This is a genomic window from Terrabacter sp. R4-6, assembly GCF_057529065.1.
The window spans coordinates 2,858,560-2,879,659 of the sequence record NZ_CP197224.1 but is presented as its reverse complement, the minus strand read 5'-3'; the positions used below and the strand labels follow the sequence as shown (position 1 = coordinate 2,879,659).

The following is a 21,100-nucleotide window of genomic DNA, read 5'->3' as shown; positions in this document are numbered from 1 at the left end:
ACCGGGCTCCGGTTCGTGGCCTCTCGACGTGTGGGGCCCGGTTCGTGGCCTTTCGACGGTCTAGATGGTCCCGTCGCGGGGCTCGACGCGCCGCTCGACGACCTCGTCGCCGTCGACCCGGCGCTCGACGACGTCGGGGGCGCCACGGCGCTCGGTGACGACGGTGTGCTGGGTGCGCGCGCGCTGGGCGTTGAGGACGAGCGCGAGGATGATCGCGAGCGCGCCGGCCACCATGAGGATGATCCCGATCGTGTTGCCCGTGCTGCTGCTCATGTTGAGGACGCTGGAGTCGATGTTCGTGAAGTAGAAGATCGCGCCGACGACGAGCAGGAAGATCCCGAGTCCGATACCCATGAGGTCTCCTTGGCTGGGGTACGCCCTGGACGCGCACCTGCGTGGCACATACCCGCAGGCGGGCCCACCGTCACGTTCCCGGCGACCGCGGGGCCGGGATCAGCGGGCGCGGCGGCGCCCGAACGCCAGCGACACCGCGGAGACGACGAGCATGACGACCCCCACACCCACGGCGATCACGATCTCGTAGTAGAGGTTTCGCGCAGCGAGGCCGTAGGCGGCGTCGGCGATGGTGCGCGCCACCTCGGGGTCGACGCGGCGCATGAGCGGCTCGCGCGACACCATGACGACGAGGGCGAGCGCGAGGGACGTCGCGATCCAGCCGATCGCGATGAGCGTCGTCGCTGTGCGCCAGCGCCGCGCCAGCGCGATCGACAGCAGCGCGAGGGCCCCCACGACGAGCGGCGCCCAGGGTCCCCAGGCGTCGGCGATGCGGTATGCCACCTGCGCCTTCTGCAGGTCGGTGGCCTTGACGAGGGGGATCGTCACGACCGGCGCGATCGACCCCGCGTCGGGCACCCCCGCCTGCTCGAGTGTCGAGGTCAGGGCCGGGACGGGGATCGTCAGGCGCACCGAGACGCGCCCCTGGTCGTCGAGCTTCGTGTCGGCCCGACCCTCCATGACGGCGATGAACTGCGTGTGGAGCGCCCGGATGCCGGTGGTCCATGCGGCGGTGACCTGCGGGCTCGCGACGAGGGCGGCCGCCTGGGTGCGGATCGGCGCCTCGAGGGCCTTCTCGATGGCCGGCTGGAGGTCGACCGCGCCGAGGACGCCCTGGACGACGCCGTCGGTGAGAGCCTCCTGCACCTGCGGCTTGGTGACCACGGGCCGCAGCTCCTCGACGAAGACGTCGGTGCGCGTCAGCATGACCGACGCCCAGAAGCCGAGGAGCGAGACGGGCAGCAGCACGATGGCCAGCAACCCGCACACCGCCGAGAGGACCGAACGTCCGCCGCCACCGGATGCCTGTCGTGCCACGCCTGCCGCCTTGTCGTCGTCGTCGTCCGCTGGTCTCGCCCCGACCTCCCGACCTCCCGGGTCGGGTCAGGTCGGCTGGTCCCCGGCCTGGACCCCCCGGAGGTCGAGAGTCAGTGTGGCATCGGCGCTGAGGTCGAGGGTGACCGGGATCCCCCAGTCCTGCTGGAAGAGGTGGCACGCGGCGTGCTCGGGCACCTCGCCCGTCTCGGGGTCCCCGTCGCACGCGGCGGCCTGCACCGAGATGTGGAGCGTGCCTGACCCGATGCCGTCGCGCAGCACGAGCGTCCGCGTCAGGCCCTCGGCCCGCCCGGCGCCGGAGACGAGGAGGGCGTCGGGCGTCGCGGACACGTCGAGGCGCGTCGGGTCTCCCCACCGCAGGTCGAGCTTCTGCCCGGTCGGCGGCACGAATGTCACCTCGAGGGCGACCTCGCCGGCGGGTAGCGGCGTCGGTGGCCGCTGGGTGCGGTGAGCGGGTCCGTCGACACGCTGGGCGGCCTCGGGCAGGGCCACCCGGGTGAGGCGGTGGGCGGCGGACTCCACGACGACGAGGCGCACCTCGCCGGTGTCGGGGTCGTGCTCGACGACGGCGTCGCTCGGCTCGGACAGCCCCTGGGCCAGCGTCGACACCTGACCCGTCACCCGGTCGAAGCGTCGGACCGCCCCGTTGTAGGTGTCGCTGACGGCGACGGACCCGTCGGGCAGCTCGGTGACCCCGAGCGGGTGCTGGAGCAGCGCCTCGGCGGCGTCGCCGTCACGGTGCCCGAAGTCGAAGAGCCCTGTGCCGACGTGGGTCTCGACGACGAGGCCGCCGTCGGCGTCCGTCGTCACCGACCGCAGGGCGGAGGTCTCGGAGTCGGCCACCCAGACGCGGTCGCCGGAGGCGGAGGCGGCGAGCCCGGACGGCTGGGCGAACCACGCCTCGCGCGCGGGCCCGTCGACGAGTCCCTCGTTGGACGTGCCCGCGACGACCTCGACGTGACCGTCCTCGAGCGTGGCACCGGGCGTCCACGCCCACAGCTGGTGGGTGCCCGCCATCGCGACGATGAGCCGGCCGCCGAGCCAGGCGAGGTCCCACGGCGTCGACAGCGCCTGCTCGAGGGCGGGGCCCCCGCCGGTGCGTTCGCGCAGCTGCGAACCGGTGCCGGCCACGACGTGGACCGACCCGTCGGAGAAGCGGATCCCCTTGAGCTGGTGGTTGACGGAGTCGGCCACGAGCAGGTCGATGCCGAGCCGGTCGGCCACCTCGGGCGTCGCGAGCAGGACACCTTGCGGCTCGTTGAGGACGCCTTCGCCACCCCAGCGGGCGCGCTCGGTCTCCAGGTCCTCCTCGAGGTGCACGACCTCGTGGTCGGCCGTGTCGCTGACGACGAAGGACCCGTCGGGCAGGGTGACCGCCTTGCCCGGGAAGCGCAGCGCCGTGTCGGGCGCGGGCGGCGGGACGTAGGGGTCGTCGCCGGGCTGGAGCGTGCCCTTGGCCCGGTGCTCCTCGACGAGCTCCCTGACCAGGGACGCGAGACCGGGCCCGTGCCCCTCCCCCGACATCGACGCGACGACGTAACCCTCGGGGTCGAGCACGACGAGCGTGGGCCAGGCGCGGGCGGCGTAGGCCTTCCACGTCACGAGCTCGGGGTCGTCGAGCACGGGGTGGTGGACGGCATACCGCTCGACGGCGGCGACCAGCGCGTCGGCATCGGCCTCGTGCTCGAACTTCGGCGAGTGGACGCCGATGATCGTCAGCGCGTCGGGGAACTGCCCCTCGACCGGCCGCAGCTCGTCGAGCACGTGGAGGCAGTTGACGCAGCAGAAGGTCCAGAAGTCGAGGACGACGACGCGGCCGCGCAGGTCGGCGAGGGACAGCGAGCGGCCGCCGGTGTTGAGCCACCCGCGGCCGACGAGCTCGGGCGCCCGGACCCTGACGCGGGAACGCAGCGAGGCGGGCTCCACCCCGGCGCCGGCGCTCACGGGAGCCTCCGGTCGGTCAGCACGGGGAAGGTGCGGCGCCACTCCGGCGTCGCCGCGGTGTCGATGTCGATGCTCAGCACCTCCTCGTCAAGGCCGGCGGCGGCCAGAACCTTCCCGGTGGCGGCGACCACCTGCGAGTGCCCGCCCATCTCGTGGCGGGCGTGCGTGCCCGCGGTGTTGCACTGGATCACGACGCACTGGTCCTCGACGGCCCGAGCCTGGCCGAGCAGGGTCCAGTGCGCGACGCGCTTGCGCGGCCAGGCCGCCGGGATCACGAAGACCTCGGCCCCGCGGTCGAGGAGGCGCCGGTAGAGCTCGGGGAAGCGCAGGTCGTAGCACGTGGAGAGGCCGACCGGGACGGTGCCGCCGTCGGCGACGGGCACGTCGACGACGACGAGCTCCTCGCCTGCGTCCATGAGGCTCGGCTCGCCCTCGCCGAAGCCGAAGCGGTGGATCTTGCGGTAGGTCGCGACGAGCTCGCCCTCGGGCGAGAAGACGAGGCTCGTGTTCCACAGGCCACGACCGCCGGCTTCGGTCGGCTCGGCTCGCTCGACGATCGACCCGCCGTGCAGGGTCACGCGCGCGTCGCGGGCCGCGGCGGCGAGCGCCTGCGCGACGGGACCGTCGACGGCCTCGGCCCGCTCGTCCCACGCCGTGTAGTCGAAGCCGCCCGCCGGCCAGAGCTCGGGGAGGACGACGAGGTCGTGGCCCGCCTGGGCGCGCACGAGGTCCGCGACGCGAGTGGTGCGGTCGGCGACCAACTCGTCGTCGCCGTAGGCCAGCTGGATGAGCGCAACCTTCATGGTCCAACTCTCACACGCCCGCGTGGCGCCCTGGCGCACGGTCCCGTCACCCGGGCAGCGCGTCGGGGCTCACGGCACACGGCCGCGGTCGGGTTCTCCGTCCGGACGCTTGCGCACGACGCGACGGGCCGGGTCAGGAGGCTGCAGCAGGCGGGGTGCCGAGCTGCGCCGCATGGCGCTCGCGGCGCCGCTCCGCGAGCTCCTCGCGCAGCTCCGGGTCGGTCCGGACGAGGTAGACGAGTCCGCAGTCCTGCGGTCCGCTCGCCCCCGGGAAGCACAGGGTGCACGGCTCACCGAGCCGGACCGGGCACCGGGGATTCGACGTTCGCTGCGACATGCGGCCTCCTCGACCTCGATACTACAGGTCGTAGTAGCAAGGTCGGGTGCGCGGGTCAGCGCCGGGAGCCCTCGTCACGGCGGGCGAGCGCGGCCAGCCGCTCGTTGTATGCCGTGAGCTCGGCATCGCCGTCACGGTCGGCCCGGCGGTCCTGCCGCACCGACTCCGCGCTGTCGGTGCGGAACCACTGCAGGGCGACGGTGAGCGCGAGCACGAGGCTGGGCAGCTCGCCGATGGCCCACGCGACACCGCCGCCGTAGCGCTGGTCGGCGAGAGGGTCCGTGACCCAGGGGATCTTGATCGTCTCGAAGAAGTCGCCGCCGAGCAGGGTGGTGCCGCTGATCATCGCGACCCCGAAGAAGGCGTGGAAGGAGATCGTCGCGAAGAGCACGACGAGGCGCAGCGCCGGGCTCCAGCGCTTGGGGCCGGGGTCGACCCCGACGAGCACCCACGCGAAGAGGTAGCCCGTGAGGACGAAGTGGGCGGTCATGAGCAGGTGCCCCGTGTGCGTCTGCAGGGCGAGCTGGAACAGCCCCGTCCAGTAGAAGACGACGAGGCTCATGAAGAAGAGGACGGCCGCGAAGACCGGGTTGCCGACGACGGCGAGGAACCTGGAGTGGACGAGCGAGAGGAGCATCTCGCGCGGGCCCAGCGTGCCGTCCCGGCGCGGCCGGACGGTGCGCAGCGCGAGCGTCACCGGCGCACCGAGCACGAGGAAGATCGGGACGACCATCGCCTCGAGCATGTGCAGCGTCATGTGCCACGAGAAGGCGACCCGGCCGTAGATGCCGAGCACCCCGTTGGTGGCGTAGAGGAAGAGCAGCCAGCCGACGACCCAGCTGAGCGTGCGCATCACGGGCCAGGCGTCGCCGCGGCGGCGCAGGCGCACGACGCCGGCGACGTAGAGCCCGATCGCGAGCAGGCCCGTGGCGAGGAACAGCCACTCGACCCGCCAGGCCGTGAGCCACGACAGGGCCGTCGGGGCGGCAGGTGCGGGGTAGCCGGTCAGCGAGAGCGCGGCGCTCGGGTCGGAGACCGTCTCGGGCACGGGGGGCTCGCTGCGCGCGAGCGCGGTCGCGACACCGAACGCGAGCGCCATGACGAGCGACTCGGCGACCGCGAGGCGCACGAAGAGCCGCCCCCGGAGTCCCCGCAGGGCGTCGGCGCCCGAGGCGTCCGTGCCCGACGTGCCTGCGCCTGAGGTGCCGGTCGCGTCGATGCGGTCGAGGGTGACGCGCCGGTGCCAGACGCCGGCGACGCCCAGGACCGCGAAGGCCAGCACCTTGACGAGGACCAGGACGCCGTAGGGCGTGGCCAGGTCGGACCACGACCCGAGCCGGGTCGTCGCCGACATGACCCCGGAGACCCCGAGCGTGACGAAGCACCAGAGGGCGACGGTCGAGTAGCGGCGCGCGACGACGCCCAGGGCATCGCCGAGGGGACGGCGCAGCACGATGAGCGCGAGGAGGCCGCCGACCCAGACGGCGGCGCTCAGCAGGTGGGCGGCGATGGCGTTGACGGCGGTCTCGTGGTCGGCGGAGCCGCCCGCGTGGCCTGCGAGGCCGAGGACGAGCAGGCCGAACGCCGAGACGACGGTCAGTGCCAGAGCCACCGCGCGGGAACGGCCCACGGCGGCGACGGATGCGACGACGAAAGCGACGACCGTGCTGATGAGCCCCACCCGGAGCGGCTCGATCGACCACACCGACCCGGTGAGGTTGCGGCCGAAGAGGGGGTCACTGAGCGGCATACCCGCGGCGTCCGCGAACGTGAAGACGACGCCGACGGCCCCGGCCACGGCCCAGACGAACGCCGCCGACGTGGCGACCCGGAAGGCCGCCGTGCGGCGCGGCTCGTCGAGCGCGGCGCTCTCGGCGCGGGTGCGGCCCGGGATCATCGTCGCGGCGAGGAGCAGCGAGCCGATGGTGAGCGAGGCGGCGACGTCGTGGACGACCCGGACGAGCGGCAGCGCCCAGCGCACGACCGGGCCCGCGTCGGTCAGACCGCCGGGCAGCGGGGCGGCTGCTCCGGTGTACCGGGCGGCGACGAGGCTCGCGAGCAGGCCGACGACGACGACGCCGGCGAGGACCGCCGCGACACCGCCGGACCGCGGGGAGGCGGGACCCGTCCGCGGACCGGCGAGACCGTCTCGCTGCAGGGTTGGCATGCCTCAAGGGTAAGTAGTCTGATGACATGCCCATGCACCCGGCCGCCCCCGACGACCGCAACGGACTGATCGACGCGTTCGACCACTCCGTGCAGTCGATCATCGACCTCGGGCACTCCTGCCGAGACGAGGACTTCGAGATCCAGACGGAGTGCCCCGGCTGGACCGTCAAGGACCAGATCGCCCACATCGTCGGAGCCGAGAAGTCCTTCGCCGGGATGCCCCGTCCGCAGGTCGACGTCCCGGACTACCCGCACGTCCACAGCGACTTCGCCCGCTACGTCGAGGTCGACGTCGAGGCCCGGCGCGGGATGTCAGGGCGCGAGGTCGTGGCCGAGCTCGCCGAGTTCCACCCGCAGCGCGTCGCCGACCTGCGCGCGTCGGACGCCGACGTCGACACCGTGATCGGCGGCTTCTTCGGCCCCGAGACGACGTTCGGCCAACACCTGCACCGCCGCATCGTCGATGCCTGGGTGCACGAGCAGGACCTCCGCGCCGCCCTCGACCGCCCCGGCAACCTCGACTCCGCGAGCGCCGCGGTCTTCACCGCCGACATCCTCGCCGCCCTCCCGCGCATCGCCTCGCGCGTCGCCGGCATCGGCGCCGGCCATGCCGTCGTGCTCGACGTGAGCGGTCCCGTCGTCGCGCGCGGTGGGGTGCGCATCATCACCGGCGACGACGGGCGCCCTTACGGGGAAGCGCTTTTCAGCGGAAACGACCGACCCGAGGGCGAGGAGCAGCTCGACGTCACGTCGATCCACCTCACGACAGATGCGCTGACGAGACGCGCTGCCGGACGGCGTGGGGTCGACGAGATCCACTACACCGTCACCGGTGACGAGGAGATCGCCCGGCGGGTGCTCGAGGCGCTCGTCGTCGTCACGCACTGAGGAGCGGGCGCCTGTCGGCAGCCCTCCTTCGGGAACACCCGCGGGCTCCGCGCTGCTCGCGCCCGCGTATACACCTCCGGACCCCTCGACGGGGTCGAAGTCCACCTTGTGTATATAGGGGCAACGGCCTAGCGTCATTGGTAGTCGGTCAAGCCAGCGCCGCATCGGGGATCCGATCCATCGGAGTTGAAATGACCGACCCATCCGTGGGTCCGCGCAAGGATGCGCGAACCAGAGAGCTCATCAAGACCCTGCGCACGTCGGACTCGCCGTCCGAGCGCGCCACCGCCCTCGAGACCGTGACCGTGCTGCACATGCCGCTCGCCCGTTCTCTCGCCCACCGCTACTCGGGCAAGGGCCTCGACCGAGAGGACCTCGAGCAGGTCGCGTTCCTCGCACTGCTCAAGGCCCTCCAGCGGTTCGACCTGTCCAAGCCGACCGAGTTCGGCGCCTACGCGACGCCCACCATCACCGGTGAGCTGCGCCGCCACTTCCGCGACCACGGCTGGCTCGTCCGCCCGCCGCGCGAGCTGCAGGAGCGACGCCAGCTCGTCACCGACACGAGGTCACGGCTCGAGCAGCGGCTCGGCCACGACCCGGACGTCGGCGAGCTCGCCGACGAGCTCGACATCACCCTCGAAGCCGTCAAGGAGGCCCAGGTCGCGGCGACCAACCTGCGCCCGGCCTCCCTCGACGCGACGACGGCGGACGGGGGCCGCCCGGTCCTCGACCTGATCGACGCGCGAGGCGACTCGGGGTCCGACCCGGCGCTCGACGAGAGCATCGTCGTGCGCACGGCCCTCGGGCGGCTGCCCGCCCGGGACCAGAAGCTCGTCGAGCTCCGGTTCGGCGGCGACATGACGCAGGCCGAGATCGCCGAGTCCATGGGGCTCAGCGCCATGCAGGTGAGCCGTCTGCTCCGCCGCACGCTCGACGAGCTGCGCCGCCAGCTGTCCGCGGAGGGCATGGCCTCGGCCTGACCCTCCGCAGCTCCGTCCGGTGGTCCCGACGCCCGTGAGGCGCGTCGGGGCCACTCGTCGTTCGTGGGCCCCTCCGGGATGCGCTCTTGAGCCGGGAGCCGGGAGCCGGGAGCCGGGAGCCGGGACCCGGCCCGGTCAGACCTGCGAGTCCGCGGTGGCGCCGCCACCCGGGCCGGCGTGGCCGAACTGCGACTCCTGGCCCTCGATCACCTGCGAGGCCACCTGGGCCAGCTTCATGTTCAGCTCCTGCGAGGTGCTGCGCAGCAGCTCGAACGCCTCCTGGCCGGTGATGTGATGCGCGGCCATGAGCAGCCCGACGGCCTTGCCGATCTCGCGGTTGCTCGTCAGCCCCTGTCGCAGGGTCGCCGCCTCCTCGCGCGCCCGGATCGCCATGAGCGCGACCGAGGCGAACGAGGCGATGACGGCACCGACGTCGGCCGACTTCGAGGTGAGTCCGCCGGGGGTGTCCGAGAAGAGGTTGAGGGCACCGACCTTGTCGCCCTCGAGGAGGAGGCGGTAGCCGATGGCCGACCGGACCGGCGTCTCGGCGACGATGCGCTCGGTGAAGCGCGGCCACGGGGTCTTGGCGTCGGTGAGGTCGGCGTCGTGCTGGTAGGCCTCGGAGACGATGGCGTCGACGCAGGGGCCCTCGCCGACCTCGAGCTCGATCTGGTCGATGCGCCGGGCGATGTCGTCGGTGCTGGCGGCCGTGACGTAGCGGTCGCGCGTGCGCACGAGTAGCGAGGCGCGGTCGCAGCCCTCGACGAGCCGGTGGGCTGAGTCGACGAGCGACTGGTGGATCGAGCCGGCGTCGGCCCCGGCGTAGATCAGGGCCGACATCTGTCGGAAGGCGTCGTTGATCGTCGGATCGACGGGAACGTCGCTCGTCATGTCACTCCCTGCACATCTGGCCCGGGGATTTCCGCACACTGCTGGACGGTTCGGGCGCGTGAGTCATCCTCGCACCTCCCCGAGGGCGCGAGACCACAGACAACCACATGAGTCCCGTGCGTGGCGAGGGGATCCGATGGCTGGACAAACCTTGGACATGCAAGTTGACACCAGGCCCGCGCCGGCAAATACTTGCGTGCTGCAAGCAAGTAGTTGGCCGAGGGGGCGCGCGATGGCGGTGAGCAAGGACGAGGCGAACGACGTCTTCCTCGGGCTCCTGCGCGTCCAGAAGCTGCTCGTCGCGGCCAAGCACACCGCTCCGCGGCTCGAGGACGGCGTGGACGTCACGGCATACCCCGTGCTCTTCGTCGTCGCAAGCCAGGGCACGGTCCGCATCTCCGAGCTCGCGACGACGCTGCACAACGACGTCTCCACCGTGAGCCGCCAGGTCAGCTCGCTCGTCACGAGCGGCCTGCTCGAGAAGAGCGCCGACCCCAGCGACGGTCGAGCCTGGGTCGTCTCCCTGACCGAGCACGGCCGCGCGGCCGTCGGCCGCATCCAGGCCAGCCGCGCCACGTGGTTCCAGGGGCTGCTCTCCGACTGGGACGGCCCCGCCACCGAGGAGTTCGTCGACCGGCTCCGCGAGCTCGGCGACGCGCTCGACGCCAACCTCCGGGCCCGGGGTGCAGCGCCGCCCCCCATGCCCTTCGACTCCACCAGAGCCCAGAAGCAGAAAGAGGACTGACATGTCCGACACCACCGCCGAGCCGCCGCGCGTCGACGCGACCGCGGACTCACCCGCCGGTGCAGGCCCCGACCCGCGACCGGTGCTCTCCCACAAGGAGATCCTGACCATCCTCGTCGGGCTCATGATGGGGATGTTCCTCGCCGCGCTCGACCAGACCATCGTCGCGAGCGCGATGCGCGTCATCGCCGACGACCTCAACGACCTCGCCGGACAGGCCTGGGTCACGACGGCATACCTCATCACGAGCACCATCGCGACGCCGCTCTACGGCAAGCTCGGCGACATCTACGGGCGCAAGAAGCTCTTCATCTTCGCCATCACGATCTTCACGCTCGGCTCGATGCTCTGCACGCTCGCGTGGTCGATCCCGTCCCTCGCGGCCTTCCGCGCCGTCCAGGGCATCGGCGCCGGTGGCCTCTTCTCGTTGGCGCTCGCCATCATCGGCGACATCGTGCCGCCGCGTGAGCGCGCGAAGTACCAGGGCTACTTCCTCGCCGTCTTCGGCACCTCGAGCGTGCTCGGCCCGGTCATCGGCGGCTTCTTCGCCGGCCAGGAGACGATCCTCGGCGTCACCGGCTGGCGCTGGGTCTTCCTCGTCAACGTGCCGATCGCCGTCGCGGCCCTCATCGTCGTGACCCGCACCCTGCACCTCAAGCACACGCGCCTCGACCACCGCATCGACTACTGGGGAGCGCTCAGCCTCTCGGTCGCGCTCGTGCCGCTGCTCATCGTGGCCGAGCAGGGCCGCGAGTGGGGCTGGGACTCGGCGACGTCCATCACCTGCTACGCCATCGGCCTCGTGGGTCTCGTCGCGTTCTTCCTCTTCGAGCGCGCCATGGGCGAGGAGGCACTCATCCCGCTGCGGCTCTTCACGAACCGCACCGTCGCGTCGTCGTCGGTCGCCTCGGTGTTCATCGGCATGGGCATGTTCGGCGGTCTCGCCGCGATCCCGCTCTACCTGCAGATCGTCAAGGGGTCGAGCCCGACGCAGGCCGGCCTCCAGCTGCTCCCGATGACCCTCGGGATCATGGCCGGCTCGATCATCTCGGGCCAGCTCATCTCCCGGACCGGTCGCTACCGCCACTTCCCCATCATGGGAGCGGCGATCCTCGTCCTGTCGCTCTACGGCTTCCACTTCGTCGGCGCGGACACCCCGCTGTGGAAGACGATGATCGGGATGTTCTTCTTCGGCATCGGTCTGGGCTTCAACTTCCAGCCGCTGACCCTCGCCGTGCAGAACGCCGTCGACCGCCGCGACATGGGCGTGGCCACGTCCTCCGCGACGTTCACGCGCCAGATCGGTGGCACGCTCGGCACCGCGGTCTTCCTGTCGATCCTCTTCTCGCAGGCCGGCACGAAGATCTCCGAGGCGTTCACGGCGATCTCGCCGACGCCGGCCTTCCAGGCGGCCCTGCGCAACCCGACCGGCGGCGACCCGGCCGCGAACAAGGCGTTCATCGAGCAGCTGCAGGCCGCGCAGCAGTCCGGCGGCACGGGTGCGGGCGTCGGCGGGGCAGCCCTCTCGGACAGCTCGTTCATCAACGAGCTGGACCCGCGCCTGGCGCAGCCGTTCCTCGTCGGCTTCTCCGACGCCATGTCGGTCGTCTTCGTCGTCGCGGCCGGGGTGCTCGTCTTCGCGTTCATCGCGACGCTCTTCCTGCCGAACATCGACCTCGGCCCCAAGCCCGGCCAGGCGGCCCCGGCGAAGGACGAGGACGTCGTGGTGGCCCCCGCAGGCCACTGAGCCAGGGGCTCCGCCCAGCTCAACCGTCGAGAGGCCACGATCTGTGGCCTCGTAGCAGTCGAAAGGCCACTTCTCGTCAGAGAAGTGGCCTTTTGACGTGTTGGCACCCGCGAAACGTGGCCTTTCGACGGTTCGAGCCGGAGGGCGTATGCCGTGGGCTCGGGTCAGCGGAGGTCGTGCAGCTCGCGGCGGGTGAGGAACGCGCGCGTGCCGAGGGCCATGACGAAGGCGAAGCCGCCGGCGATGATCGCGACCCAGTAGCCGTGCTGCGGGCCGACGTGGTCGACGACGGTGCCGGACACGGCGGAGCCGGCGGCGATCCCGATGATCAGGCCCGTGAGCACGATCGTCATGCCCTCGTTGAGCTGGGCCTTGGGGACGATGCGCTCGATGAGGTTCATCGTCGTGATGAGGGTGGGCGCGGTGGCCATGCCCGCGACGAGCATGAGACCGGCGAGGATCCAGAGGTTGCCGGCGAAGAGCACCGGGATCTCGAGGACCGCCATCCCGAACGTCCCGGCGATGAGGAGCTTGACGAGGCTGCGGCCGTGCGAGACGTGCCCGAAGACGAGGCCCGCGGAGGCCGACCCCACGGCATACAACGCGAGGATGGCGCCGGCGGCGCTCGGGGCACCCGCCTCCTGGGCGACGGCGAGCGTCACGACCTCGTTGACGCCGAAGATCGCGCCCGTCATCACCATGATGAAGGCGAGCGGGATGAGGCCCGGCACGGTGTAGGCGTGCTCGGTCGGGCGCTCGTGGTGCGGGACGACCGGTGGCTCGGTCGAGCGCGCCGAGATGAAGGTCAGGACGCCCACCGTGTAGGCGAGCGCGGCGAAGGCGAAGCCGGCCTCGGGGAAGAGCGTCGTCGAGAGCCAGATCGCGAGGACCGGGCCGATGACGAAGGTGACCTCCTCCATGACCTGCTCGAACGACATCGCCGCGTGGAGGTTCTTCGGGTCGTCGGCGAAGATGTGCGACCACCGGGCGCGGGCCATCGTGCCGAGGTTGGGGATGGCCCCGCACAGCGGGAAGGTGATGAAGAGCAGCCACGACGGCCACCCCCGCATCGAGACGAGCAGGGTCATGACGACCCAGAAGCCCGACCAGAGGAAGAAGGGGATGGCGACCCGGCGCTGGCCGTAGCGGTCGACGAGCCGGCCGAGGAAGGGCGCACAGAGCGCCAGGGAGACCATGCCGACCGCCACCACGGCTCCGGCGAGCGCGTAGGAGCCGGTGCGTGCCGCGACCATCGCGACCACGGACACGGCGAACATCGAGCCTGCCGAGCGGGCGATCAGCCCGCCGGTGATGAAGACGCGTGCCCCCGGTACCTCGAAGAGAGGTCGGTAGGACGCCAGCACTGGTGCTCCTTCGCGGTGGGGGACGGCCAACTTCCCCATCCTTGCACCACGACCCCGGAGGATCCGAAATGCCCGTTTCGTGGTGAGGCGTGCCTCACACCCCGTGCTTGCGGCGCAGCGACCACATCTGCGGCGAGCGCTCGAGCTCGACGGCGACGTCCCAGGGCAGACCCCCGGGCGCCGTCTCGCGACGGAAGCTCGCGACCGTCCGTCGGGCGAGCGCCGGGTCCTTGGCGACGCGTCCGGCGATCGCCATCGCCTCGTCCAGCACGTCACCGTCGTCGTATGCCGCCCAGGCGAGTCCCAGCGCCACCGCGCGGTCGCCGTCGACCTCGTCGCCGAAGAGACCGAGGGCCGCGGCGGCCTCGCGCCCGGCGACGCGGTTGATGAGCGTGAAGTGGCCCCCACCGGGGTGGATGCCGATCTGGGCGAAGCCCGGGAGCAGCCGGGCCGTGCGCGAGACGATGCGCAGGTCGGTGGCGAGGGCGAGGTTGAGGCCGGCGCCGACCGCGGCGCCGCGCACGGCCGCGACGGTCGGGACGGCGACCGCGCCGATCGTCGTGAAGGCGGCATAGACGGTCTCGAGGTCGCGGTAGGCCTCGTCCTCCACGGGGTCACGACCCGTGTCGGCGAGGACGCTGCGGACCGCTCCCGCGCAGAAGTGGGCCCCGCCCGTGACGACGACGGCGCCGACCTCGTCGTCGGTCTCGGCCGTGCGGGCGGCGTCGATGAGCGCGCGCGACATCTCGACGGACAGCGCGTTGCGGCGCTCGGGCGCGTCGAGGGTGATGAGCGCGACGCCGTCGGTCACGTCGTAGCGGATCTCGGTCATGCGGCGAATCTCCTTGCCTACCAGCCACGTCGGCGGTTCAGGTGCGTGAGGGTCTTTCAGCGGGCGCGCTGCGTCTTGGCACGGCCCGTCGTGATGAGGGTCCAGAGACGGTCGTGGCCGGCCGACGAGGCGAGCGCCGTGAGGGTCTCGTCCCAGTCCTGGAGCGAGCCGTACTCGCTGCGCCGGGCGAGGATCGGGCGGGTCAGGGTGTGCAGCTCGTGCTCGAGGGTCGTGCCGATCGCCCCGAGCACCTGGTGCGAGCCACGGACGACGACCGAGGCGGCGTGCCCGACGCACGACTTGGCGACGCCGACGGCGAAGAGCATCCCGGGGTCGGTCCAGTCGGACGCGGCCGCCCGGGCGACGGCGGCGTCGGTGGCGGCACGGGCCAGGGCCGTCTCGCAGGCGATGTCGGACACGAGGTGCTGCACCGCCTGGAACCGCCCGATCGGTCGGCCGAACTGCTCGCGCTCGCGCACGTGCTCGAGGACGACGTCGACGACGCGTTCCATGGCCCCGACGACCTGGGCCGAGCGGGCCAGCGCCCCGCGGAGGTGGAACTGCTCGCCGATCGCGTGGTCCACCACGGTGCCGGCCTCGAGGTCGTCGAGGTCGAACTCGACCGTGTCACTGGGCTCCCCGGCGAGGTTGCGGCGCTCCTCGACGCCGACCCGGTCGATCGGCACGTCGGCGACCCGCCACTGGTCACGGTCCTCCCAGAGGGCCACGATGCTGCTCGCGTCGCGCGCCCACGTGACGTTGAGGGCGACCCCGGACGGGTCGGGACGGCATACGGTCCGCAGGCCACCGTCGTTGGGCAGCCCGGCCGCCTCGAGGAGCCAGCCGCCGAGCACGTCGTGCTCGGCGAGCGGCACCGGGGCGGCGGACCCGGCGGCGAGGCCGAGCAGGGCCGCGGCGTCGACCCAGCCTCCGCCGCTGCCGCCGGCTGACTCCGTGCCCGTGAGGCGGGTCAGGCCGAGGTCCTCGAGGCGTTGCCACAGGCCGCGGTCGAGGTCGACGACGGCGGTGGGCGTCGCGCGGGTGGCGCGGTAGTCGGCGAAGAGGTCGGTGAGGACCGCGACGAGGTCGGGGTCCGGCGTCGTGGGGGCGGCGAGGTCGCGGAGGTCGGTCATCAGCGCATCCCCAGACCGCGGGCGATGACGCCGCGGAGGATCTCGTTGGTGCCGCCACGGAGCGTGAAGCCGGGACGCTGGAGGATCGCCGCGTGCAGGAGCGTGTCGAGCTCCTCGTCGAGGGCCCAGCCCGTCGCGGTCAGCGTGTCGACGTAGTCGGCGATGTCGCCCTCGCCCGTGGTCCCGAGCACCTTGACGACCGCGGCTGCGGTGTCGGCGTCCTCGGCGTTCTCGAGCGCGGTCGAGACGGCGAACGACATGTGGTGTAGGGCCGCGACCCGGGCGACGTGGCGGCCCAGGCCCGGGTCGGTGGGCAGGCGGCCGTCGTCCATGGCCTGCGCGGCGGCGGCGAGGAGCTGGAAGGTGGACAGGACGCGCTCGGGCCCGCTGCGCTCGTGGGCGAGCTCGGACGTCACCTGCGACCACCCCTCCCCCACCTCCCCGAGCACACGGTCGTCGGGGATGAGGACGCCGTCGAGGTGCACCTCGTTGAAGTGGTGGTCGCCGCCCATCGAGATGATCGGGCGGATCGTGACGCCCGGCGCCCGGAGGTCGACGATGAACTGGCTCAGCCCCTCGTGGCGGTGGGCCGGGTCGAGCGGCGCGGACCGGGCGAGCGCGAAGAACGCGTCGGCCTCGTGGGCGCCGGAGGTCCACACCTTGGTGCCGGTGAGCCGCCAGCCGCCGTCGACCCGCTCGGCGCGCGTGCGGACGCTCGCGAGGTCGGAGCCCGAGTCCGGCTCGCTCATCCCGATGCCGAAGACGACCTCGCCGCGGCTGATCCCGGGCAGGAACGCCTGCTTCTGCTCCTCGGTGCCGTAGCGCAGCAGCGACGGGCCGATCTGGCGCTCGGCGATCCAGTGGGCCGCGACGGGAGCCCCGACGACGAGCAGCTCCTCGGTGACGACGAAGCGCTCGAGGAAGGTGCGTCCCTGGCCGCCGTACTCCGTCGGGATGACCATGCCGAGCCAGCCGCGCCGCCCGAGCTCGCGGGTGAAGTCGCGGTCCCAGCGGGTCAGCCACGTGTCGACGTGCGGCACGAACGCGCCGGCCGCGACCTGCTCGGCGAGGAAGGCGCGCACCTCGAGACGCAGCTCGGTCAGCGCGGGCAGCTCGCGCACACCCGGAGGGACGAGACGGGCCATGCTCACCTTCCTCACGCGACGTCGCAGCGGTTCGTGCGCCACTCTCCCACACGGTCCCTCGCGGGACCCGAGGCCGTATGCCGTCCCGCCGAGTGCCGTCCGCCACACCCCTCCCGCACCCCGCTCCACCCCATCAGCTCGAGTGAGCGCCCAGCCCCGCTCGAGTGAGCGCTCGTTCACAGTCGAGTGGCCCCGCCGTCACACCAGCCCCAGGTCGAGTGGCCCCCTCGCCTCACGTGCCCCAGCAGCCACGGGACGGGTGGGGCCATGGAGACTGTCCGACCAACGGTGTAACTGGCCCAACGAGCTGACTGGTTCAGCGGGAAGGGTCGCACGATGAGCGACACACTGTTGGGCGTGAGCCCGCTTGAGAAGGCAGCGAAGAAGGCGCTCACACCTGCCGAGGTGGAGCGTGCGGCGGTGCGTGAGCTGGTGAAGGCCGCTCGCGCCAGGGGTGAGGAGCTGACCGGCCCGGACGGGCTGCTGAAGGCGATCACCAAGCAGGTCCTCGAGGCCGCCCTCGAGGAGGAGATGAGCGAGCATGTCGGCTACGACAAGCACGCCGTCGAAGGCCGGAACGGGGGCAACTCCCGCAACGGGACCCGCGCGAAGACGGTGCTGACCGACAACGCGGGACCGGTCCAGGTCGCGGTCCCCCGGGACCGGGACGGCAGCTTCGAGCCGGTCATCGTCAGGAAGCGGCAGCGGCGCCTGACGGATGTGGACGCGATCGTGCTGTCGCTGTACGCGCGCGGACTGACGACCGGTGAGATCAGCGCGCACTTCGCCGAGATCTACGGCGCGTCGGTGTCCAAGGACACGGTCTCCCGGATCACCGACCGGGTGATCGAGGACATGCAGGCCTGGTCCGCGCGGCCGTTGCAGCGGGTGTACGCGGCGGTCTTCATCGACGCGATCATGATCAAGGTCCGTGACGGGCAGGTCGGCAACCAGCCGTTCTATGCCGCGATCGGCGTAGACCTGCAAGGCCATCGGGAGGTGCTCGGGTTATGGCCCGGTAACGGTGCTGGGGAGTCGGCGAAGTTCTGGATGGGCGTGCTGACCGACCTGCGCAACCGGGGCGTCGTGGACGTGTTCTTCATCGTCTGCGACGGGCTGAAGGGCCTGCCGGACTCGGTGAACGCGGTGTTCCCGGCGGCGATCGTGCAGACCTGCATCGTTCACCTGGTCCGGGGCACGTTCCGGTACGCCTCGAAGAAGTACTGGGAGTCGATCGCGAAGGACCTGCGCCCGATCTATCAAGCACCCACCACGGACGCGGCGTGGGCGGCGTTTGAGGAGTTCGAGGAGAAGTGGGGCAAGGCCTACCCGGCGATCCCGAAGCTGTGGCGGGCCGCGTGGGAGCAGTTCACTCCGTTCCTGGCCTACGACCTGGAGATCCGCAAGGTGCTCTGCTCGACGAACGCGATCGAGAGCCTGAACGCCCGCTACCGGCGGGCCGTGAACGCGAAGGGTCACTTCCCGACCGAGCAGGCCGCGCTCAAGACGTTGTACCTCGTCACCCGGAGTCTGGACCCCAAAGGGCTCGGGCAGGCACGATGGGTGACCCGGTGGAAGCCGGCGTTGAACGCGTTCGCGATCACCTTCGCCGACCGGATGCCGGCGCCAGAGAACCTCTAGCCATGAAAACGCCAGTTACACCGTTCATCTGACGGACCCGGGCCATGCGGCCACTCGAGGGGGAGGTCCCCTGCCCGGGTGCGGCGAGTGGGGCCATGCGGCCACTCGAGGGGGAGGTCCCCTGTCCGGATGCGGCGGGTGGGGCCACGCGGCCACTCGACGGGGGAGATCCCTCCCCGGTTGTGGCGGGTGGGCCCACGAGGCCACTCGAGTGGGACGGGGCGCTCACTCGACCGGGGGCGGGGGTGGGTCAGAAGCCGGTGGCGACGAGGTAGCCGCAGAGGCCGACGATGACGGCGGTGATGAGCACGGCGACGGCCGTGGTCAGGCGGTGGTTGACGAGCACGCCCATGATCCGGCGGTCGCGGGTGAAGAGCAGGAGCGGCACGAGCGTGCCCGGCAGCGCGAACGACAGGACGACCTGGCTCCAGACGAGCGCGTTCGTCGGCTCGACGCCGAGGCCGAGGATGACGAGCGTCGGCACGACGGCGAGCATCCGGCGCAGGAGCGGCGCGATGGGCCGGCGGCCGAAGCCCTGCATGACGACGTCGCCGGTCTGGACGCCGACGAGGGTCGAGGCGAGACCCGACGCGAGGAGCGCGACGGCCAGCATCGTCGCGGCGATCTGACCCGCGTTGGCCGCCAGGGCGGCATACGCCGTCTCGATGCTTGCGCCCGCCTCCGAGGGGAGGGCTGCCGCGAAGACGACGAGGCTGATGTTGGCGGCCCCCGCGATCGTCATGGCGATGACGACGCTGCGCACCGTGCGGCGTCCGCTGCGCAGCCGCTCGGCGTGGCTGGCCTCGCTGCCGTCGTCATGACCGCGCGACGCGGCCGAGTGGAAGTGCAGGGCGTGCGGCATCACCGTGGCGCCGACGATGCCGACCGCGAGCAGGGCCGCCGACGAGTCGAGCGGCCCGGGCACGACCGAGCGCAGCAACGCGACCCGGTCGACGTCCGCGACGAGCACCTGCCACAACAGCGACCCGATGATGACGACGAGCAGCACGAGCACGACGGAGTCGAAGTGGCTGCGGCCGCGGACCTTGAGGGCGAGGACGACGAGGCTGAAGACGGCCACGCAGACGGCCCCGGCCATGAGAGGCATGCCGAAGAGGAGCTTGAGCGCGATGGCGCCGCCGACGACCTCGGCGAGGTCGGTCATGATGACGACGAGCTCGGCCTGCGCCCACAGCAGCAGCCGGCCGACACCCGGGAAGCGCTCGGCGCTGTGCTCGGCGAGGCTCTTGCCGGAGGCCATGCCGAGCTTGGCGGCGAGGTACTGGATGACCATGGCCGAGCAGCTCGCGAAGACGACGACCCACACGAGCGTGTAGCCGTGCTCGGCCCCGGAGGTGATGTTGACGCCGAAGTTGCCGGGGTCGACGTAGGCGATGGCCGCCAGCAGCGCCGGGATGAGGGTGCGGGGCGCGCCGATGGTGCCGCCGAGCCCGCGCTCCGGCGACCGGTCGTCCACGCGCGGCTGCTGCGCCACTCGCTCACCCATGGGACACAGCATCGAGCCTCGGGGACGCGCGCGCCAACTCCCCGGGCACGAGTGCGACCAAGGCCTCACCCCGCGACGACCCCTCGACGGCCCGGCGACGCGTCCGAGAGCCCCGGCGCGCGCCCTCAGCGGGCCGACGCCACCCCGAGGAGCGCAGCGATCCCGAGAGCGCTGCGCGGGTCGTAGGCGGCGGTCCACAGGCCTCCGTGCGCGGCGGCGTACGCCTCGTCCTGCCAGGCCGTCGGCTGAGCCGGCGAGCCGGTGCGAAGGTCGTGGACGAGCAGGGCTGCCATGAGCGTGTTGGCCGTGCCGGGCTCGAAGACCTCGATCCCGAAGCGGTGGGCGCCGGCGTAGGCCGCGGCGAGCGCCCGGTTCTTGACGACGGAGCGGGTGCGCGTGGGCGGGGCCACCTTGAGCGACACGAGGCCCCCGTCGGCGCGGTATGCCGTCGCCCGCCACCGCTGGAGACGCTTGGCGAGCAGGTAGTTGGGTCCCTGCTGGAGCACGACGCTGTCGTTGATGCCGGGGTCCTGGCCGGGCACGTAGTTGCGGCGGAGCAGCCGTCCACCGCTCACGGTGCGCAATGGCACCCGCAGCACCTTGGACGTGCGCCGGTGGGCATAGCTGTCGACGGAGCGCTCGACGGCGGCACCGGGGACGGCGAAGACATCGGTCGGGGTGGCGAGGAACGCGAGGGCGACGTCGTCGCGACCCTTCACCTCGACGACCCGTCGGGTCAGGGCGTCGACGGCCATCGAGACGCGGACGTTGGTCTCGCCGTCCGCGTAGACGTAGTTGCCGATGGCGAGGGGGCCGTCCAGGCCCTCGACCCACCGAGTCACGGCGCCGAGGTCGTGGACGAGGTCTCCACCGGCGCGGGCGTCGAGCGGCTCGTCACCGGGGCGCACCGGGACGGTCATCGACCCTGCGAGCCGTCGCGTGTCACCGATCAGCCTGTCCCACAGCTCCTTTCGCGGCAGATCGACGGCGGCGACGTCAGCGCCCCAGCGCAGCAGCGAGCGCAACGGGCCCATCTCGGCAGCGGCTCCGAGCACGACGACGGTGCGGTCGGTGAGGTCGAGCCAGTCGGGGTTGTCGATGACGAGACCGACCGCCTCGGCGCACGTGGGCTCGATGGTCCCGGCCTCGACCCAGAGGTCGAGACGACGGCGCAGCGTGTCACCCGAGAGGCGCTCTCCGGCATACGGCACGGAGAGGGTGCGGTCGGGGACGCCGGTGCCGCGCACGGTCTCGGAGCCGAGCGGGGTCACGCTCTCGTCGGGGGCGACGGCCGTCTCGAGCGGCCGGTCGCCGTCGTCGGAGGCCCAGCGCATGCGCTCGTGCAGTGAGTCGAGCCCGCTCGTGGCGATGGCCTGCGCGGCACCCGGGACCGCCACCCCGGCCTCGACGAGACGCCGGAAGTGCGGGAGGTAGCCCTGGCGCCAGTTCGTCTCGCGTTCGGCGGAGGCCGCGCCGACCGGGTCGACACCGCGCAGGGCGTCGGCCACCACGGCACGTCCCGTGGCGGTCGTGCTGCGGCGTCCGGACGTCGGGTCGAGTGGGAAGACCACTCCTCTGGGGTCGCTCATGGGGCCCATCCTGCCGGGTGCGCAGGGGCGATCCG

Annotated in this window: 18 protein-coding genes; 5 read left to right on the top strand and 13 right to left on the bottom strand. The window is 72.1% G+C overall.

Annotation, left to right across the window (positions count from 1 at the left end; all coding sequences use genetic code 11):
• Positions 1 to 60: 60 nt before the first annotated feature.
• The 6 genes from ACSSS0_RS13465 to ACSSS0_RS13440 all read right to left on the bottom strand — a co-directional run bounded on the left by ACSSS0_RS13465 (position 61) and on the right by ACSSS0_RS13440 (position 6,601).
• Positions 61 to 354: a DUF6458 family protein gene (locus ACSSS0_RS13465; protein WP_487228383.1), complete on the bottom strand. Its 294-nt coding sequence runs from the start codon at positions 352 to 354 to the stop codon at positions 61 to 63.
• A 99-nt stretch (positions 355 to 453) separates the two neighbouring features.
• Complete coding sequence (locus tag ACSSS0_RS13460; RefSeq protein ID WP_487228382.1) at positions 454 to 1,332, bottom strand: hypothetical protein; 879 nt, start codon at positions 1,330 to 1,332, stop codon at positions 454 to 456.
• 66 nt (positions 1,333 to 1,398) lie between these two features.
• Positions 1,399 to 3,294, bottom strand: a complete 1,896-nt coding sequence (locus tag ACSSS0_RS13455; RefSeq protein WP_487228381.1) for an NHL domain-containing thioredoxin family protein — start codon at positions 3,292 to 3,294, stop codon at positions 1,399 to 1,401.
• Complete coding sequence (locus ACSSS0_RS13450; protein ID WP_487228380.1) at positions 3,291 to 4,097, bottom strand: carbon-nitrogen family hydrolase; 807 nt, start codon at positions 4,095 to 4,097, stop codon at positions 3,291 to 3,293. Before ACSSS0_RS13450 ends, ACSSS0_RS13455 begins: the two co-directional genes overlap by 4 nt.
• A gap of 133 nt (positions 4,098 to 4,230) precedes the next feature.
• The gene (locus ACSSS0_RS13445; protein WP_435987424.1) at positions 4,231 to 4,434 is read right to left on the bottom strand and encodes a DUF6767 domain-containing protein; all 204 of its coding nucleotides are present in this window, start codon (positions 4,432 to 4,434) and stop codon (positions 4,231 to 4,233) included.
• Between the two features lie 55 nt (positions 4,435 to 4,489).
• Positions 4,490 to 6,601: a bifunctional copper resistance protein CopD/cytochrome c oxidase assembly protein gene (locus ACSSS0_RS13440; RefSeq protein WP_487228379.1), complete on the bottom strand. Its 2,112-nt coding sequence runs from the start codon at positions 6,599 to 6,601 to the stop codon at positions 4,490 to 4,492.
• A 26-nt stretch (positions 6,602 to 6,627) separates the two neighbouring features.
• Between ACSSS0_RS13440 and ACSSS0_RS13435 the strand changes: the two genes are divergently transcribed.
• Positions 6,628 to 7,491: a maleylpyruvate isomerase family mycothiol-dependent enzyme gene (locus ACSSS0_RS13435; RefSeq protein WP_435987426.1), complete on the top strand. Its 864-nt coding sequence runs from the start codon at positions 6,628 to 6,630 to the stop codon at positions 7,489 to 7,491.
• Between the two features lie 191 nt (positions 7,492 to 7,682).
• Complete coding sequence (locus ACSSS0_RS13430) at positions 7,683 to 8,471, top strand: sigma-70 family RNA polymerase sigma factor (RefSeq protein ID WP_487228378.1); 789 nt, start codon at positions 7,683 to 7,685, stop codon at positions 8,469 to 8,471.
• A gap of 135 nt (positions 8,472 to 8,606) precedes the next feature.
• Here the strand turns inward: ACSSS0_RS13430 and ACSSS0_RS13425 are convergent, their stop codons facing one another.
• Complete coding sequence (locus ACSSS0_RS13425) at positions 8,607 to 9,362, bottom strand: ANTAR domain-containing protein (protein WP_435987428.1); 756 nt, start codon at positions 9,360 to 9,362, stop codon at positions 8,607 to 8,609.
• Between the two features lie 232 nt (positions 9,363 to 9,594).
• Between ACSSS0_RS13425 and ACSSS0_RS13420 the strand changes: the two genes are divergently transcribed.
• Both ACSSS0_RS13420 and ACSSS0_RS13415 read left to right on the top strand, forming a co-directional pair.
• Positions 9,595 to 10,107, top strand: coding sequence for a MarR family winged helix-turn-helix transcriptional regulator (locus ACSSS0_RS13420; RefSeq protein WP_487228377.1), 513 nt, complete (start codon positions 9,595 to 9,597; stop codon positions 10,105 to 10,107).
• Position 10,108: 1 nt separating this feature from the next.
• On the top strand, positions 10,109 to 11,854 hold the full coding sequence (locus ACSSS0_RS13415) for an MDR family MFS transporter (RefSeq protein ID WP_487228376.1): 1,746 nt from the start codon (positions 10,109 to 10,111) through the stop codon (positions 11,852 to 11,854).
• A gap of 164 nt (positions 11,855 to 12,018) precedes the next feature.
• Here the strand turns inward: ACSSS0_RS13415 and ACSSS0_RS13410 are convergent, their stop codons facing one another.
• The 4 genes from ACSSS0_RS13410 to ACSSS0_RS13395 form a co-directional block, all read right to left on the bottom strand.
• On the bottom strand, positions 12,019 to 13,248 hold the full coding sequence (locus tag ACSSS0_RS13410; protein ID WP_435987431.1) for an MFS transporter: 1,230 nt from the start codon (positions 13,246 to 13,248) through the stop codon (positions 12,019 to 12,021).
• A 64-nt stretch (positions 13,249 to 13,312) separates the two neighbouring features.
• Entirely contained in the window at positions 13,313 to 14,050 is a 738-nt protein-coding gene (locus ACSSS0_RS13405) for an enoyl-CoA hydratase-related protein (protein WP_487228375.1), read from the bottom strand.
• A gap of 56 nt (positions 14,051 to 14,106) precedes the next feature.
• A complete protein-coding gene (locus ACSSS0_RS13400) occupies positions 14,107 to 15,183 on the bottom strand; it encodes an acyl-CoA dehydrogenase family protein (protein ID WP_487228374.1) in 1,077 nt (358 codons plus the stop codon).
• Entirely contained in the window at positions 15,183 to 16,328 is a 1,146-nt protein-coding gene (locus ACSSS0_RS13395) for an acyl-CoA dehydrogenase family protein (RefSeq protein ID WP_487228373.1), read from the bottom strand. Before ACSSS0_RS13395 ends, ACSSS0_RS13400 begins: the two co-directional genes overlap by 1 nt.
• Positions 16,329 to 16,664: 336 nt before the next feature.
• Between ACSSS0_RS13395 and ACSSS0_RS13390 the strand changes: the two genes are divergently transcribed.
• Positions 16,665 to 17,969, top strand: a complete 1,305-nt coding sequence (locus tag ACSSS0_RS13390) for an IS256 family transposase (protein ID WP_487228372.1) — start codon at positions 16,665 to 16,667, stop codon at positions 17,967 to 17,969.
• A gap of 250 nt (positions 17,970 to 18,219) precedes the next feature.
• Here the strand turns inward: ACSSS0_RS13390 and ACSSS0_RS13385 are convergent, their stop codons facing one another.
• Both ACSSS0_RS13385 and ACSSS0_RS13380 read right to left on the bottom strand, forming a co-directional pair.
• Positions 18,220 to 19,476, bottom strand: coding sequence for an Nramp family divalent metal transporter (locus ACSSS0_RS13385; RefSeq protein WP_487228371.1), 1,257 nt, complete (start codon positions 19,474 to 19,476; stop codon positions 18,220 to 18,222).
• 125 nt (positions 19,477 to 19,601) lie between these two features.
• On the bottom strand, positions 19,602 to 21,065 hold the full coding sequence (locus ACSSS0_RS13380; RefSeq protein WP_487228370.1) for a hypothetical protein: 1,464 nt from the start codon (positions 21,063 to 21,065) through the stop codon (positions 19,602 to 19,604).
• Between the last annotated feature and the right edge of the window lie 35 nt (positions 21,066 to 21,100).

Bases quoted from the DNA above. Each gene is read 5' to 3' on its own strand.
- ACSSS0_RS13380 (WP_487228370.1), bottom strand. From the start codon at position 21,065: ATGAGCGACCCCAGAGGAGTGGTCTTCCCACTCGACCCGACGTCCGGA.
- ACSSS0_RS13420 (WP_487228377.1), top strand. From the start codon at position 9,595: ATGGCGGTGAGCAAGGACGAGGCGAACGACGTCTTCCTCGGGCTCCTG.
- ACSSS0_RS13430 (WP_487228378.1), top strand. From the start codon at position 7,683: ATGACCGACCCATCCGTGGGTCCGCGCAAGGATGCGCGAACCAGAGAG.
- ACSSS0_RS13425 (WP_435987428.1), bottom strand. From the start codon at position 9,362: ATGACGAGCGACGTTCCCGTCGATCCGACGATCAACGACGCCTTCCGA.
- ACSSS0_RS13440 (WP_487228379.1), bottom strand. From the start codon at position 6,601: ATGCCAACCCTGCAGCGAGACGGTCTCGCCGGTCCGCGGACGGGTCCC.
- ACSSS0_RS13395 (WP_487228373.1), bottom strand. From the start codon at position 16,328: ATGGCCCGTCTCGTCCCTCCGGGTGTGCGCGAGCTGCCCGCGCTGACC.
- ACSSS0_RS13465 (WP_487228383.1), bottom strand. From the start codon at position 354: ATGGGTATCGGACTCGGGATCTTCCTGCTCGTCGTCGGCGCGATCTTC.
- ACSSS0_RS13435 (WP_435987426.1), top strand. From the start codon at position 6,628: ATGCCCATGCACCCGGCCGCCCCCGACGACCGCAACGGACTGATCGAC.
- ACSSS0_RS13415 (WP_487228376.1), top strand. From the start codon at position 10,109: ATGTCCGACACCACCGCCGAGCCGCCGCGCGTCGACGCGACCGCGGAC.
- ACSSS0_RS13400 (WP_487228374.1), bottom strand. From the start codon at position 15,183: ATGACCGACCTCCGCGACCTCGCCGCCCCCACGACGCCGGACCCCGAC.
- ACSSS0_RS13450 (WP_487228380.1), bottom strand. From the start codon at position 4,097: ATGAAGGTTGCGCTCATCCAGCTGGCCTACGGCGACGACGAGTTGGTC.
- ACSSS0_RS13445 (WP_435987424.1), bottom strand. From the start codon at position 4,434: ATGTCGCAGCGAACGTCGAATCCCCGGTGCCCGGTCCGGCTCGGTGAG.
- ACSSS0_RS13405 (WP_487228375.1), bottom strand. From the start codon at position 14,050: ATGACCGAGATCCGCTACGACGTGACCGACGGCGTCGCGCTCATCACC.
- ACSSS0_RS13385 (WP_487228371.1), bottom strand. From the start codon at position 19,476: ATGGGTGAGCGAGTGGCGCAGCAGCCGCGCGTGGACGACCGGTCGCCG.
- ACSSS0_RS13390 (WP_487228372.1), top strand. From the start codon at position 16,665: ATGAGCGACACACTGTTGGGCGTGAGCCCGCTTGAGAAGGCAGCGAAG.